The sequence below is a fragment of the Microcoleus pseudofavosus SVA1_A4 genome (assembly GCF_036700565.1).
GTDB lineage: Bacteria > Cyanobacteriota > Cyanobacteriia > Cyanobacteriales > Microcoleaceae > Microcoleus.
The window spans coordinates 67,153-79,831 of the sequence record NZ_JAUBPE010000007.1 but is presented as its reverse complement, the minus strand read 5'-3'; the positions used below and the strand labels follow the sequence as shown (position 1 = coordinate 79,831).

At 43.9% G+C, this 12,679-nt stretch carries 12 protein-coding genes; 4 read left to right on the top strand and 8 right to left on the bottom strand.

Going from position 1 to position 12,679, the window contains the following annotated elements; translation table 11 throughout:
* Positions 1–36: 36 nt before the first annotated feature.
* From QUA02_RS05075 to QUA02_RS05060, 4 genes are read right to left on the bottom strand one after another with little or no spacing between them, the layout of a single operon-like run.
* A complete protein-coding gene (locus QUA02_RS05075; RefSeq protein ID WP_333025791.1) occupies positions 37–1,734 on the bottom strand; it encodes an McrB family protein in 1,698 nt (565 codons plus the stop codon).
* A 59-nt stretch (positions 1,735–1,793) separates the two neighbouring features.
* Positions 1,794–2,039, bottom strand: coding sequence for a hypothetical protein (locus QUA02_RS05070; RefSeq protein WP_333025789.1), 246 nt, complete (start codon positions 2,037–2,039; stop codon positions 1,794–1,796).
* Between the two features lie 41 nt (positions 2,040–2,080).
* Positions 2,081–2,338, bottom strand: a complete 258-nt coding sequence (locus QUA02_RS05065) for a type II toxin-antitoxin system VapC family toxin (RefSeq protein ID WP_333025788.1) — start codon at positions 2,336–2,338, stop codon at positions 2,081–2,083.
* Entirely contained in the window at positions 2,338–2,715 is a 378-nt protein-coding gene (locus QUA02_RS05060; RefSeq protein ID WP_333025787.1) for a hypothetical protein, read from the bottom strand. The genes QUA02_RS05065 and QUA02_RS05060 overlap by 1 nt, the downstream gene beginning before the upstream one ends.
* A gap of 58 nt (positions 2,716–2,773) precedes the next feature.
* On the opposite strand from QUA02_RS05060, the gene QUA02_RS05055 reads away from it, so the two are divergent.
* Entirely contained in the window at positions 2,774–4,426 is a 1,653-nt protein-coding gene (locus QUA02_RS05055) for an FAD-dependent oxidoreductase (RefSeq protein ID WP_333025785.1), read from the top strand.
* A 318-nt stretch (positions 4,427–4,744) separates the two neighbouring features.
* On the opposite strand, the gene QUA02_RS05050 is transcribed toward QUA02_RS05055, so the two are convergent.
* Both QUA02_RS05050 and QUA02_RS05045 read right to left on the bottom strand, forming a co-directional pair.
* Entirely contained in the window at positions 4,745–5,119 is a 375-nt protein-coding gene (locus QUA02_RS05050; protein WP_333025784.1) for a type II toxin-antitoxin system RelE/ParE family toxin, read from the bottom strand.
* A complete protein-coding gene (locus QUA02_RS05045; protein WP_333025783.1) occupies positions 5,112–5,447 on the bottom strand; it encodes a hypothetical protein in 336 nt (111 codons plus the stop codon). The genes QUA02_RS05050 and QUA02_RS05045 overlap by 8 nt, the downstream gene beginning before the upstream one ends.
* A 156-nt stretch (positions 5,448–5,603) precedes the next feature.
* Here QUA02_RS05045 and QUA02_RS05040 point away from each other — a divergent pair, with 156 nt between their 5' ends.
* Together QUA02_RS05040 and QUA02_RS05035 are read left to right on the top strand one after the other, a co-directional pair.
* Positions 5,604–8,417 (top strand): valine--tRNA ligase, encoded by a 2,814-nt coding sequence (locus QUA02_RS05040; RefSeq protein WP_333025781.1) that lies wholly within the window; start codon positions 5,604–5,606, stop codon positions 8,415–8,417.
* Positions 8,418–8,666: 249 nt separating this feature from the next.
* Positions 8,667–9,149, top strand: a complete 483-nt coding sequence (locus QUA02_RS05035) for an HmpF-related protein (protein ID WP_333025779.1) — start codon at positions 8,667–8,669, stop codon at positions 9,147–9,149.
* Positions 9,150–9,239: 90 nt separating this feature from the next.
* Here the strand turns inward: QUA02_RS05035 and crtB are convergent, their stop codons facing one another.
* Together crtB and pds are read right to left on the bottom strand one after the other, a co-directional pair.
* Positions 9,240–10,172 carry a 15-cis-phytoene synthase CrtB gene (gene crtB / locus QUA02_RS05030; RefSeq protein ID WP_333025777.1) on the bottom strand — a complete coding sequence of 311 codons (933 nt, stop codon included), beginning with the start codon at positions 10,170–10,172 and terminating at the stop codon, positions 9,240–9,242.
* A gap of 92 nt (positions 10,173–10,264) precedes the next feature.
* Positions 10,265–11,638 (bottom strand): 15-cis-phytoene desaturase, encoded by a 1,374-nt coding sequence (gene pds / locus QUA02_RS05025; RefSeq protein ID WP_333025776.1) that lies wholly within the window; start codon positions 11,636–11,638, stop codon positions 10,265–10,267.
* A gap of 323 nt (positions 11,639–11,961) precedes the next feature.
* Here pds and QUA02_RS05020 point away from each other — a divergent pair, with 323 nt between their 5' ends.
* Positions 11,962–12,600 (top strand): restriction endonuclease subunit R, encoded by a 639-nt coding sequence (locus QUA02_RS05020; protein WP_333025774.1) that lies wholly within the window; start codon positions 11,962–11,964, stop codon positions 12,598–12,600.
* Positions 12,601–12,679 lie beyond the last annotated feature (79 nt).

Genomic DNA, 12,679 nt, shown 5'->3' with positions numbered 1-12,679 from the left:
CGTCACGGTATCCGCGTTAATGACGGCGTTAGATTGTCAATAGCCCAATGTTTTCTTGATTTTATTCCAGAGAAAGTCATTCATTTTTGCCTGGTCATTAAAGAAGTATTCTTCGAGGTATGGCTCAATTTCCATTTGCCAAATGTCTTTTATAATATCTTCATTTAATGGGTTGGTCAAAAAGAAAGAGATGCCTAGTTCATAGTGTTTGTTTTTAATTCCCTTCTTATTGAGTTTCTCTAGAATACTAATTAATTCTTCAACTGGAAAACCTGTTTCCTCTCTTTGGTGATACTGTCGCAGGACATCATAGTTTGGATAGACGGGAATGAATGCGAAACGGCGGCGCAGTGCGTTATCGACTAAGGCAATAGAACGGTCTGCGGTGTTCATTGTGCCGATAATGCGGACATTTGTAGGGATTCTAAATAGTTTACCGCTGGCTAGTGTAATAAAGCGTGCTGTGTCTTGTCGGTCATCTAGGAGATACATTAACTCGCCAAAGACTTGAGAAAGATTTGCGCGATTAATTTCATCAATAATGAGAACGCAAGTGTCTTCACAGGCTTCGGCTTTTTCGCAGAGTTCTAGGAATCTACCGGGAACTATTGAGTAGGTTAATTGTCCGTTTTGACTTATTGGGCGGAGGCCTTCGATAAAGTCTTCGTAGGTGTAGGCGGGGTGAAATTGGATAATGTCTGAGAAACCGTCACCGCCGCCGATTAAGTGTTTGGCTAGTTTTTCGGCTATGAAGGTTTTTCCGGTTCCGGGTGGGCCTTGGATGATGGCTTGGCCTTTGCGGTTAATCGCCTGTATCCATTGATTTAGTTGGGTTGTTTGAAAACCAGTAGTTTCGGAAATTTCTTCTAATTGATGCACTGGGTTAAATTCCTTTTTATAGATTGAAAGATATTCATCGAGTAGACGAGGTAAATCCGGGTCATCGTAGAGACTAGAAATTAAAAATAATGGAAATATTTTTTTAAATGTTTGCGCTATTTTATAAATTAGTTGTTGGGCAGAATATTCTAATATTTGTTGTAATTCAAGTGATATCCCAGTAAAAATATTACCAAATAAAACACTTTTAAATTTTTCACATTCTCGTGAATCGATAGGAATATTTTTCAAAATATTTTCTAATAGCTCATGCAAATTTTTATCAGATTCCATTTGGCAATAAGCATCCTCCATCTTTAAACCATAAAAATAATGCTCATCATCATCGTAATCTTCGTCTATCCAGCTAGATTCTAAATAAAAATGATGTTTATTACTCAAGTTATAGCCTTTGAGGATTTCGATAAAATCAATGTTATCTCTATATTCTTCTTTGTAGTTATATAGCATTAACTGAAATACATTTTCTTTTACCTCCAAACCAAAAGTTAATCTCTGATCTTCAACTTTTAACATTAACTGAGGAGCTTGGAAAGGAATCATACTGTTAAAACTACAGTAGTCTACCCTATAGACTGTACATACCGAATATTTTCTTGATGAATCAAGGAGGCAACAGCTCTCATACTTAATATTTATATATTTTTTGATAAAATCAGGTAACTGCTCTTCTACCTGGCTTAAAATATACTTGAATGGTTCCTCTACATATTTTAAGAAATCTTTTTTGTGTGTTATGCGAAAATCTAGGCTGGGGTTTTCATAAAATTGTGCCAATAAGTTAAAGGTGTCTTCTGAAAAAGGACATTCAGGATGTACAAAAACTTTTTCCATTTTTTCTGTATTTTTAAGGTGACTCAATTGTTGTTCTTAAATTATTGTAGCCGATCGCCCTATCCGACACCAGATATCTGAGATACGATCGCACCCCCCATCCTTACCCTCATCAATAGCCCTCCCAAACCAGTAACACAGGCAAAACCGCTAACAACAGTTGCCGGAAAATTTAAACTTGCGCCGAGTGACTCAGATTTACCAAATTGTGTCTTGTCTATACTAGATAATTGAATCCGGCGATCGCGACTAATAACGGGTACATTAAGATACAAACCAGTAGCAGCAATAATGCGATCGGGCAAATCGGGAATTTGCGATCGGTCAACTTGCCTTAAAGTCAGAGCTATATTGCGATGAAAGGAATTTCAACCAATAAGGCATCATCGCTCTCAACTTCTCTCAATAATAGATCGAGAGTAGTTGAATTAATCCGCCCTCTCTCGGTCAGATAGACAATTTCTGCTAATGTAATTGATGAAAAATCCACCTGATTTCCCTCGGCAGCTATCTCTTCTATTGTCGTTCTAGCAGTCACCGAAAGTCGTGAATCGCCAAAGATATACCAGATAACAGCATGAGTATCAGCTACAGCACGCAGCATTAGAAATCCTCCCTTGGGAAATTCGCCCATTCTTCGCTGCGAGCTTCATCTATATCAGCGGCAGAAGGTGCAATGCCCAAGTCAGCACATAAACCCCACAATGATTTGCGGGGAGTCGGCCGAACAACTAATTCTCGTTCTATTTCAGGAACTATCCACTTAATCAATCGTAACTTTTCGGCTAGAGACAAGTGCTTAACAAGATTTAAAACCGCCTCAAAAGTCATGTTTTTTATGTTTAAATTGGTGATTGATGTAATTGTAGCATTTTGGCTGCCAAGGACAGCATCACCAGGTTTGGGTTGAGAAGATTCGTTTACCACCGTTCCCGGAAAAGTTAAAACTGTGTCGAAATTATCTAAACGTGCTATATTCAAGTCCGTAAACCCTGAAAAACACTTTCAGGTAATGCAAATTTATCAACGAGTCAACTGAATGCTCTCTACTTTTAAGAAATTAGCTTCAATTGCAATCTTCTTTGTCGCCGTAAAACTTTTAGTTAATTATCCGCCTTTGAGAGAAGCAGAAAATTATATCGAACAGAGAAACCCAGCAAGTGCCACCTTAGACACTGAAACTCAGCGCCAAAAAGCCAGCAGCCCGCCTGCCGTACCTCCCAAAAAATCACCTGAGCAAAAGTTCGATGTAGTAGTATATGGTGATGAAGTATCGGGGATATGTGCGGCGATATGGGCTAAGAAAACTTTAGGCGCCAAGGGCAAAGTTGCGATCGTGCGATCGAACTACGGAAGTGCTCCTTTGGGCGGCTTACTCACGCGCGGCGGTTTAGCTTACATCGATTTAGATAAAATCCCCGATTGGTACCGCCAACCCTACGCCCAATGTTTCCGGGAATTCTTAGATAAAGCGAATGTCCCCGAATCTTGCTTAGAACCAAAAATGGCAAATAAAGCTCTCAAAGAAATGCTATCATCAGCCGGAATAAAAGTTATTTCCAACTCGACTCTCACTCCCCACGTAGTCGATCGAAAAATTGAATATGCTGAAGTAAAAGGCAGCAATGTCACAATTAAAGCTAACTCTTACATTGACGCAACTCAAGACGCCGAACTGGCAAGAAAAGCCGGATTATCTTATTATACAGGATATGAATCTCAAAATATAAAATCTAAAAATGAAACCCTAGCTGTATCAGTAGTTCCGGTAATTACGGGTATAACGATGTCCGACTTCCACAGAATAGAAGATGAAATTCTCTACAACACCCCTTTAGTAAAAAAGATTAAAGAAAGCATTACAAAATCTAAAGATCCTGCCAGTACAAAATTCTGGATGAGGAATTTCTGGAGTACCATCTATCAGCCATATACAGACGGCTACGACATCCGAAGCGTAGCTATAGGAGCAGCGTATCACATAGACAGAAATATGCCCTTCAGTCAAAATAAAGGATTCTTTTTTGACAAAGCCAATGTTTGCGTTTATAAAGATAATTCGCTGTCGTGGAACGGGTTTCTGTTTAAATACCAAGTTGACAAAATAATGAAGATGGAAGCTAACGGCAGAAAACCGACTCCTGAGATGGTTAAAGAAATGTCATATCTCCAACAATGGCTACAAAAGAAGTCTGGTAAAGATGTGAGAGTATTTATTCCAGACGAGGTTTATATCAGACAAACTTTGAATGTTCGCGATGTGGTAGATCCGCTGACGGGACAGGAAATTATTAAAGGAGGAACAGAACCCGAAAAGTCGATCGGCAGTTTTTCCTACGATTTCGATATGCGGGGCGGAGTCAAGAATTTATCTGCGAGAATTCCGCCGCTGCCAGTGTATAATTTTGGCATAGAAAGCGCTTTGGCTAGCAAAGTCAAGAATTTAGCCATTGTCGGGCGATCGTCCGGTTATGTCGGTATGGCTGTATCCGTCGGGCGAATTGCGACGGTGAATATTTATCAAGGACAAGGTGTGGGCGTGGCGGCTGGTTTGGCTAGCAAGTTCGGCGTGCCGCTGAATACGATTACTTCGGCTGAAACGAAACAAACTCTGGAGACTTTAACGGGGAAAACGACGTATTTGTCGGGGAGAGATACGAGTTACGGGGTGGATTACAAGGAGGTGAAATAATCGACATATAGCAGTCGCCCGTGTTGCTAAACTATGTTAAACCCGGCATACAAACTAGAAATTTTTGTTTAAGTGTGAGCAAATTAAACGAAAGTCCTGGAGTTTGATAACTGTTATTCATTGCGATCCTTAATTATTGCAAGTGGTTTTACCAGTAGGACTAAGGCAAAAAGAAAACAGGTTTCTCTGCAAAATCGTGGCTTTCTCCGAGAGAATGCGGGTTTTGGATTACGGATTTCTGTCAAATAAGATATTAAAAGGATTTTAGCACTGAAGATGTCGAAACCTCATATTCGACGGCGCAAGATTCCCCAACTCTTAGATATCCTCTCGATTTTCGCTCTGCTGCTGCTCGTATTCTGTAATAATGTTCTGAATATCCTCTGCTGCAATATCGACTTGTTCGGATTTGGTGTAAACGGTCAGCAAAATGATTCCCATTGCTGTTTGGACGTAGTAAATTAAACGGTATCCACCACTTTTACCTTTTTGAGTGTCGCTATTTCGGACTCTCAACTTGAAGACTTCATAACCCACTCCAGCAATTCGATTTCCTGGCAGTTCTCCCCGTGTGAGTTGTTCGATAATGGGTTGAATATCATTGCGAATGCTGCGGTATTTTTTTGCAAGAGTGCGTAAATTGCGATTGAAGGTTGGTGAAACTATAACTTGAATTAAGGGCAAGTCAGTCATTTTCAATTCCTTCCCACATTTGAGCAACCGAAATGGTTTGCCCAGTCATGGCTTCGTGCCAAGCTTGCCGAAAATCTTGTAGAAGCGCTGCTTTAGATTGGCCCTCTCCGTCAATTTCTGAGGGTTCTGGAATACTAAAAGAATTAGCAGGAGGCATCTCTTGGATTTCTGCTGAGAAAACCTCTGGCAGATTATTTTGCGAAATGATTACCCCCTGACGTTGCTTTTGGCTTAGAAACTCTATAAAACTCGCAACTAATGCCAGATGTTCTGGAGAAAGTCGATCGAGCCATCGATCGATTTGATGTCGAAGTGCTGCTACATTCATAATGCCATCAAACCTTTTAATTTTACCTTGATTTTAACGTAAACCCGCCCCGCCTTGAATATCGCTCTTCCCTCTGCCTCTGACGCGGATGCGGTTCAAAACTCTTCTCCTCCTTTCTATGGCACAATCTAAATAAGATAAAACCCTCAAGCCACCATGACCGCAAACCTACCCCCGCAATACGACCCCAAAGCCACCGAAACCAAGTGGCAAAAATACTGGGAAGATAATCAAACCTTCAAAGCTGACCCAGAAGCCGGCGGCGAACCTTACTGCGTCGTCATCCCGCCGCCCAACGTGACCGGCAGTCTCCACATGGGACACGCTTTTGAAGAGACGCTGATTGATGTCCTCGTCCGCTATCACCGCATGACTGGACGCAATACCCTGTGGTTGCCGGGAACGGATCATGCTAGCATCGCCGTTCAAACTATTCTCGAAAATCAACTCCAAGCAGAAGGCAAAACTCGTCACGATTTAGGCCGAGAAAAATTCTTGGAACGGGCCTGGGAGTGGAAAGCTGAATCGGGCAATACTATTACTAATCAATTACGCAGTTTGGGCGTGTCTGTCGATTGGTCGCGCGAACGCTTTACGATGGATGAAGGCTTATCCGCTGCGGTTTTAGAAGCGTTTGTCCGTCTCTACGATGAGGGGCTGATTTATCGCGGCACTTACCTGGTGAATTGGTGTCCGGCGAGTCAGTCGGCGGTGTCGGATTTGGAAGTGGAACAGCAGGAAGTTGAGGGGCATTTGTGGCATTTCCGCTATCCTTTGACGGACAATTCGGGTTATTTGGAGGTGGCGACGACTCGACCGGAAACGATGCTGGGCGATACGGCGGTGGCTGTGAATCCAGAGGACGATCGCTACAAGCATCTTATCGGTAAAACTGTGACTTTGCCCATTATGAATCGGGAAATCCCAATCATTGCTGATGAGTTTGTCGATCCGACTTTCGGAACTGGTTGTGTCAAGGTGACACCCGCCCACGACCCGAATGACTTCGAGATGGGTAAGCGTCACAATTTGCCGTTTATTAACATCATGAATAAGGACGGCACTTTAAACGAAAATGCCGGAGAGTTCCAGGGACAAGACCGATTTGTTGCCCGGAAAAATGTGGTGAAGCGGTTAGAAACTGACGGGGTTTTGGTTAAAATAGAAGATTACAAGCATACTGTTCCCTACAGCGAACGCGGCAAAGTCCCGGTCGAACCTTTGATATCTACGCAATGGTTTGTGAAGATAGATCCTCTTTCTCAACGTGCTTTAAAAGAATTAGACCAAAATAACTCACCAGTCTTTGTTCCTGAAAGATGGACAAAGGTTTATCGCGATTGGTTGGTGAAGCTGAAGGATTGGTGTATCTCCAGACAATTGTGGTGGGGACACCAAATCCCGGCTTGGTATGCTGTTAGCGAAACCCAAGGGGAAATTACTGACACGACGCCGTTTGTGGTGGCAAAAACTGAAGCGGAAGCTAGGGAAAAAGCAACGGCTAAATTTGGTAATGACGTGCAGCTAGCCAGAGATCCAGATGTATTGGATACTTGGTTCTCGTCTGGGTTGTGGCCTTTCTCAACTTTGGGATGGCCCGATGAAACTAAAGATTTGGAGTTTTACTATCCGACAACGACTTTAGTTACGGGTTTTGATATCATCTTTTTCTGGGTTGCTAGAATGACGATGATGGCAGGACATTTTACTGAAAAGATGCCTTTTGATACTGTTTACATTCACGGTTTGGTGTTGGATGAAAACGGTCGGAAAATGTCGAAGAGTAAAGGTAATGGCATCGATCCGCTGCTGTTAATTGATAAGTACGGGACTGATGCTTTGCGCTACACTTTGGTAAAGGAAGTGGTAGGGGCCGGTCAAAATATTCGCATGGAGTATGATCGCAAAACTCATGAATCGAAATCAGTCGAGGCTTCCCGGAATTTCACAAACAAGCTGTGGAATGCGGCCCGGTTTGTGATGATGAATCTGGAGGGACAGACTCCGCAGCAGTTGGGAAGTCCTTACCCCCCCCAGCCCCCCCTTGCTAAGGGGGGGAGTAAGAACTCTCCCTTTGCTAAGGGTGGGAGTGATGAAGACTCGCTTTCTCAAGATGGGAGTGAAGAGGGGTTGGAATTGTGCGATCGCTGGATTCTTTCTCGCTATTATCAAGTTGTGCAACAAAGCCGCAATTGTTTGGAAAATTACGGTTTGGGGGAAGCGGCAAAGGGACTTTATGAGTTTATTTGGGGCGATTTTTGCGACTGGTATATTGAGTTAGTCAAGTCTCGCTTGCAACAGGATGCTGAACCAAATTCTAAGAAAGTGGCACAGCAAACTTTTGCTTTTGTGTTGGAAGGAATTCTGAAATTGCTGCATCCTTTTATGCCGCACATTACTGAGGAGATTTGGCACACTCTGACTCAAACAGGTGATGGTGAATGTTTGGCTTTGCAAGCTTATCCTGAAGCGGATATCTCGCTAATAGATGCTGATTTGGAACAGCAGTTTGAGTTGTTGTTCGGTACAATTCGCACTATTCGCAATTTGCGGGCAGATGCTGATATCAAACCCAGTGTGAAGGTGACGGCGATTTTGCAAAGCGAAAGCGAAAAAGAACGCCAAATAATCTCAGATGGAGGCGTTTACATTCAGGATTTGGCAAAAGTCGAAAATCTGACAGTTACTGCTAGTGTGGATGCAGATTTGGGGCAGACAATTGCTGGGGTTGTCGGTACTGTGCAAGTATTGATTCCTCTGGCTGGGGTGGTCGATTTGGAGGCTTTGCGTGCTAAGTTAGAGAAGAAGTTGAGCAAGGTGGAAGCTGAAATTAAGCATACTGCGGCGCGTTTGACTAATCAGAAGTTTGTGGAAAAGGCTACTCCTGATGTGGTTCAGGGCGCGAGGGATGCTTTGGCGGAAGCCGAAAAACAGGCGGAGATTTTGCGCGATCGGCTAAAGTTGTTTTAATAGTTAACGGTTGACAGTTGACAGTTGACAGTTGACTGTTTTTAGTCAAGTTGTTGTAGGGTGCGTGAGGGCGAAAAATCTTGGAATCCCAATGAAAATATTGACTCTCACCCACTGCGGGCGCGGCTAAAGTGGCCGGGGCGGGTTTACGAGATAGTTAGTTTCAGGCATAGATTGTTTGTAAAACCAGCCCCTACGAGTTCCCAAATCCTACAACAAATCACCAATTACAAATTACTAATCACCCTCATGTTATATTTAGCCGAAGTACAAAATCAGGAAATTTTAGGCGAGATACGTCTGCAATTGCTGGCTTGCCAAAATTCTGATGATACTTGGGCTATTCTTACTGAAAAAAGTTTCTTGACATTACCGAAAGATTTTGCTCAAAATCCAATTAACTCTGCAACTAATGTTTTAAATGAAGGGATGCTAGTATTAGCAGATATTGGGGAAAATAGCAAGGTTTTGCATATTCAAGCAGCTACAAACTGGGTGCTAGAATTAGTTGAGAAATATTTAACAACAGGCTTTACTCCCGATTTTTTGCAGCAAGAAGCCCAGAAAGCAGAAGATTGGCGGCAATCTCTCACTTTGCAAAGTCAAGAGTTGTCTCGCCGCTCGATCGAAGTTGAAGCCCGCCGGGAACAAATTCAAAATTTAGAGGCAAAACTCCAGCAGGAAAAGCAATTGTTGGAAAGTTCGATCGCTCAATTGAAAACAAACAATTGAAAACAAAATTTGAATCCGCCGAATATAATTCGGGGCTATACAAACAAAGTCCGCCTACGCGGACTAAGATAAAAGCAAAATTGCCCGCGGCTAAAGCACTTTGGACTTCACCCAAGCGGCGGGGAGACACAGCAGTTTCTGAGAATTGCTAACATAAGCCCGCTTCTGGAAAACATCGTACTGATTGCGTTCGATCGCATTTAAGATCCTGCTGTACAGCATGGTAGCAGCCCAAACTGTCCAGCGGATATCGGGACTGAGCACTTTAATTCCGGGCTCGGCGCTGGCGTATAATTTGCGAGCTCGCTGAATTTGAAACCGCATCAATTCCCGCCAGCGGTTGTCAATGACACCGTTGAATAAATCTTCTTCGGTGTAGTTAAACAAGGCTAAGTCTTCTAAGGGAATGTAAATGCGGCCGCGGCGGGCGTCTTCTCCGACATCGCGCAGAATATTAGTCAACTGCTTGGCAATACCGAGGGAGATGGCTTCTTCTTTGGGAATTCTATTCCCCCAGTGCCAATTCCAGTTAGCAGCGGAGTTCGATTCGTCTACACCCATGACAGACATCGACATCAGCCCTACAGTACCCGCTACTCGATAACAGTAAAGATTGAGCTCTTCAAAAGTTTCGTAGCGGCTGCGGTACAAATCCATTTGCTGGCCCGCAATCATCTCTCGAAACGGCTGAATGTCGATCGCCGGAAAACGAGACAGCGTATCCACCAAAGCTACGTCGTAGTCGTCGTGAGGATGGCCGGCAAACACAGATTCTAGCCGTTTTTCCCACAGATTGAGGGTTTCAGGGGTCGTTGCATCAGAACCCGGCCCGTCTACGAGTTCGTCGGTGCGGCGGCACCAGACGTAAATCGCCCAAATCGCCCGACGCTTGGCTTGGGGCATGAGTTGAGTGCCTAAATAAAAATTTTTGGCATAACTCGCCGTGACTTGGCGGCACAGTTCGTAAGAGTCATCCACAGAAGCCAGAGTTCTCATGCACTGGAGTTTTGACAGTTGCAGCATCCGAGAATAAGAAATTTAAAGATTAGAACTGATTTTCCCCCGTTTAGAAAACGGGAGATTTTTTTACCTCTTTATGAAAAATTCTTAATTTTTCATTTTTTATTGGGCGTTGAAATAGCCTGCGCTGTCAGCTTACCAGAAAGCACGGCACCTTCCATACTCGCAAGATAACGCTGCATTGTATAATCCCCCGTTAGATAGAAATTGCTAATGGGAGTTGTTTGTGTGGGACGGCACTGCTGGCGTCCGGGAGTGGCTTTGTAGACGGAACGTGGGGTTTTGACTACGTGATATTTGAGCAGTTTGGCTGGTTCTGGGATTTGATCGGGAAAGAGTTTTTCTAACTCGACCATTGTGGCTGCGACGATATCTTCGTCAGATTTGCCTATCCAGTCTTTGGCCGGTGCTAAAACCAGTTCCAGCATTGATTTGTCTGGGTTGGCATATTCGCGGCAGGTGTTGCTCATGTCGGCGTAGACGCTCAGCAGGGGCGATCGCGAGAACAGCAAATGGTCGATGTCAGTTAGCTTGCGATCGAACCACAAGTGTACATTAATGACGGGTACTCCCTCCAAGCCTTCGAGCTGTTTGAAATAATCCATTTCGCCCCAAGGTTTCGGCATCATCAGCTTCAGCGGGTCAACCGGCATCGCGGAAACGTAAATATCGGCCGTCAGAATTTCTGACTCTGCCCCTTTTACTCCCCGAATGTGGAAGCCGCGCACCGTGTTGTCATCGTTGAGCAAAAACTCTTTGATGGGTGCATTCAGCCGTACTTCACCGCCGCGCTCAGTTATGTAGTCTACCATCGGCTGACACAACCTCTCTGTGGGGGAACCGTCTAAAAAGGCCATTTTCGAGCCGTTTTTCTCTTGCAGGAAGCGGTTGAGGGCTGTCAGCAGTATGGTTGCAGATATTTCGTGGGGGTCGATGAAGTTGAGCGCCTTGGACATGGCGATGAATACTTCTTTTTCGACTCTGGGGGGGACGTTTTGCTTTTTGAGCCAGTCGGAAAACGAGTATTTGTCCATTGCTTCGACATAGTTTTGACCCTGAAGCATTGCCGGAATCAAACCTATACCGAAGCGGATTTTTTCGGGCCAGGTGAGCATATCGTTGTTGCCCAGGATGGCTGCGACGCCGTTGAAGGGGGCCGGAAGATCGGGAAAGTCAAACCGCGAATAAGTTCCGGGGTTGTTTGGCTGATTGAAAATCATCGAGTGCTCTTTCCATTGCAGCCTGTCTTCGATGTCGAGTTCTTTGAATAGTTGGAGCATATTTGGGTATGCGCCGAAGAAGATGTGAAGGCCGGTTTCGTACCAGTCGCCGTCTGCATCTTTCCAGGCGGCGACTTTGCCGCCGAGTACGTCCCGACTTTCTAGGAGGATGGGGGTGTGGCCCGCGTCGGTAAGATATTTAGCGCAGGAAAGTCCTGCTAAGCCTGCTCCGGCGATCGCAACTCGCATTTGATACTACTTGGCCTCTGTGTTCGCTTCGGTTTAATTATACTTTACAACTCGTTACAATATTTTGTCATTCTGTAGGGACACGGCACTGCCGTGTCCGCTGCTGCCGTGTCCGGCGCGGGGAGGACACGGCAATGCCGTTTCCCTACCCCTTACATTTTGATGGGTTTAGGATTGTTTGATTCAGAAGTCGGGGAGCTGCGGGCAATTTCATTATTGAGCAATGTCCTGTTTTATAAGACGCAATACTTCAGTATTAACGGAAATTTAGCTATTTTTGCTATCATAGATTAAGAACAAATTTTGATAAATTGGTTAAATTTATGGTACAAACAATTCAAGCTAGAAATGTCGCACTGAATGATTTGGAAACCCACTTCAAAATTGAGTGGGTTGAGGATGACCAATTTTTTCGCGAGTGGCAAGATGATTTGCCAGAAATCAGTGATTCTGAAAAACAACGATTAGACAGAGTGAAAGCAAGTTACAGGAATTTGCTCAAACATCCGCCGCTGCTCGAAAATACAGTCAAAATGGTAGTGCTGTCTCCGTTTTTGGATTTAGCTGATTTTTATCTTGCTCCTTTTCATGTTACTTCAGAAAAATCTGTAGAAATTGTTGACGAAGATGAGGGAGTGATTGTGAGGGGACAGTTGGATGTTTTGGCTTTATTTCAGGAGTTTTGGGTAGTAGTTATTGAATCTAAGAAAGCTGCGTTTTCTTTGGAAGTAGGCATACCGCAGTTACTAGCTTATATGTTAGCTAATCTGAGTGCCGATCGACCTACTTACGGGCTGTTAGTCAATGGATCGAGTTTTTTATTTGTCAAGTTAGTTAAGCGGGAAACACCGCAGTACGCTTTTTCTCGCTGGTTTTCTATGTTCAATCCGGGGAACGATTTGTACAGCGTGCTGAGTATTTTGAAGCGCCTCGGTGAGTTGAATGTTGGAAATACAGTTTAGAAAGCGATCGCACTCTTCTGTGAGGGCGATCGCTCAGAGACGCGGTTGTACTTCGTTTAAATAAAAAATGAACAATGAA

Excerpts from the sequence above, each read along its gene's own strand:
- QUA02_RS05075 (WP_333025791.1), bottom strand. The coding sequence starts at position 1,734 with ATGGAAAAAGTTTTTGTACATCCTGAATGTCCTTTTTCAGAAGACACC.
- QUA02_RS05065 (WP_333025788.1), bottom strand. The coding sequence starts at position 2,338 with ATGCTGCGTGCTGTAGCTGATACTCATGCTGTTATCTGGTATATCTTT.
- QUA02_RS05055 (WP_333025785.1), top strand. The coding sequence starts at position 2,774 with ATGCTCTCTACTTTTAAGAAATTAGCTTCAATTGCAATCTTCTTTGTC.
- QUA02_RS05050 (WP_333025784.1), bottom strand. The coding sequence starts at position 5,119 with ATGACTGACTTGCCCTTAATTCAAGTTATAGTTTCACCAACCTTCAAT.
- QUA02_RS05045 (WP_333025783.1), bottom strand. The coding sequence starts at position 5,447 with ATGAATGTAGCAGCACTTCGACATCAAATCGATCGATGGCTCGATCGA.
- QUA02_RS05040 (WP_333025781.1), top strand. The coding sequence starts at position 5,604 with ATGACCGCAAACCTACCCCCGCAATACGACCCCAAAGCCACCGAAACC.
- QUA02_RS05035 (WP_333025779.1), top strand. The coding sequence starts at position 8,667 with ATGTTATATTTAGCCGAAGTACAAAATCAGGAAATTTTAGGCGAGATA.
- crtB (WP_333025777.1), bottom strand. The coding sequence starts at position 10,172 with ATGCTGCAACTGTCAAAACTCCAGTGCATGAGAACTCTGGCTTCTGTG.
- pds (WP_333025776.1), bottom strand. The coding sequence starts at position 11,638 with ATGCGAGTTGCGATCGCCGGAGCAGGCTTAGCAGGACTTTCCTGCGCT.
- QUA02_RS05020 (WP_333025774.1), top strand. The coding sequence starts at position 11,962 with ATGGTACAAACAATTCAAGCTAGAAATGTCGCACTGAATGATTTGGAA.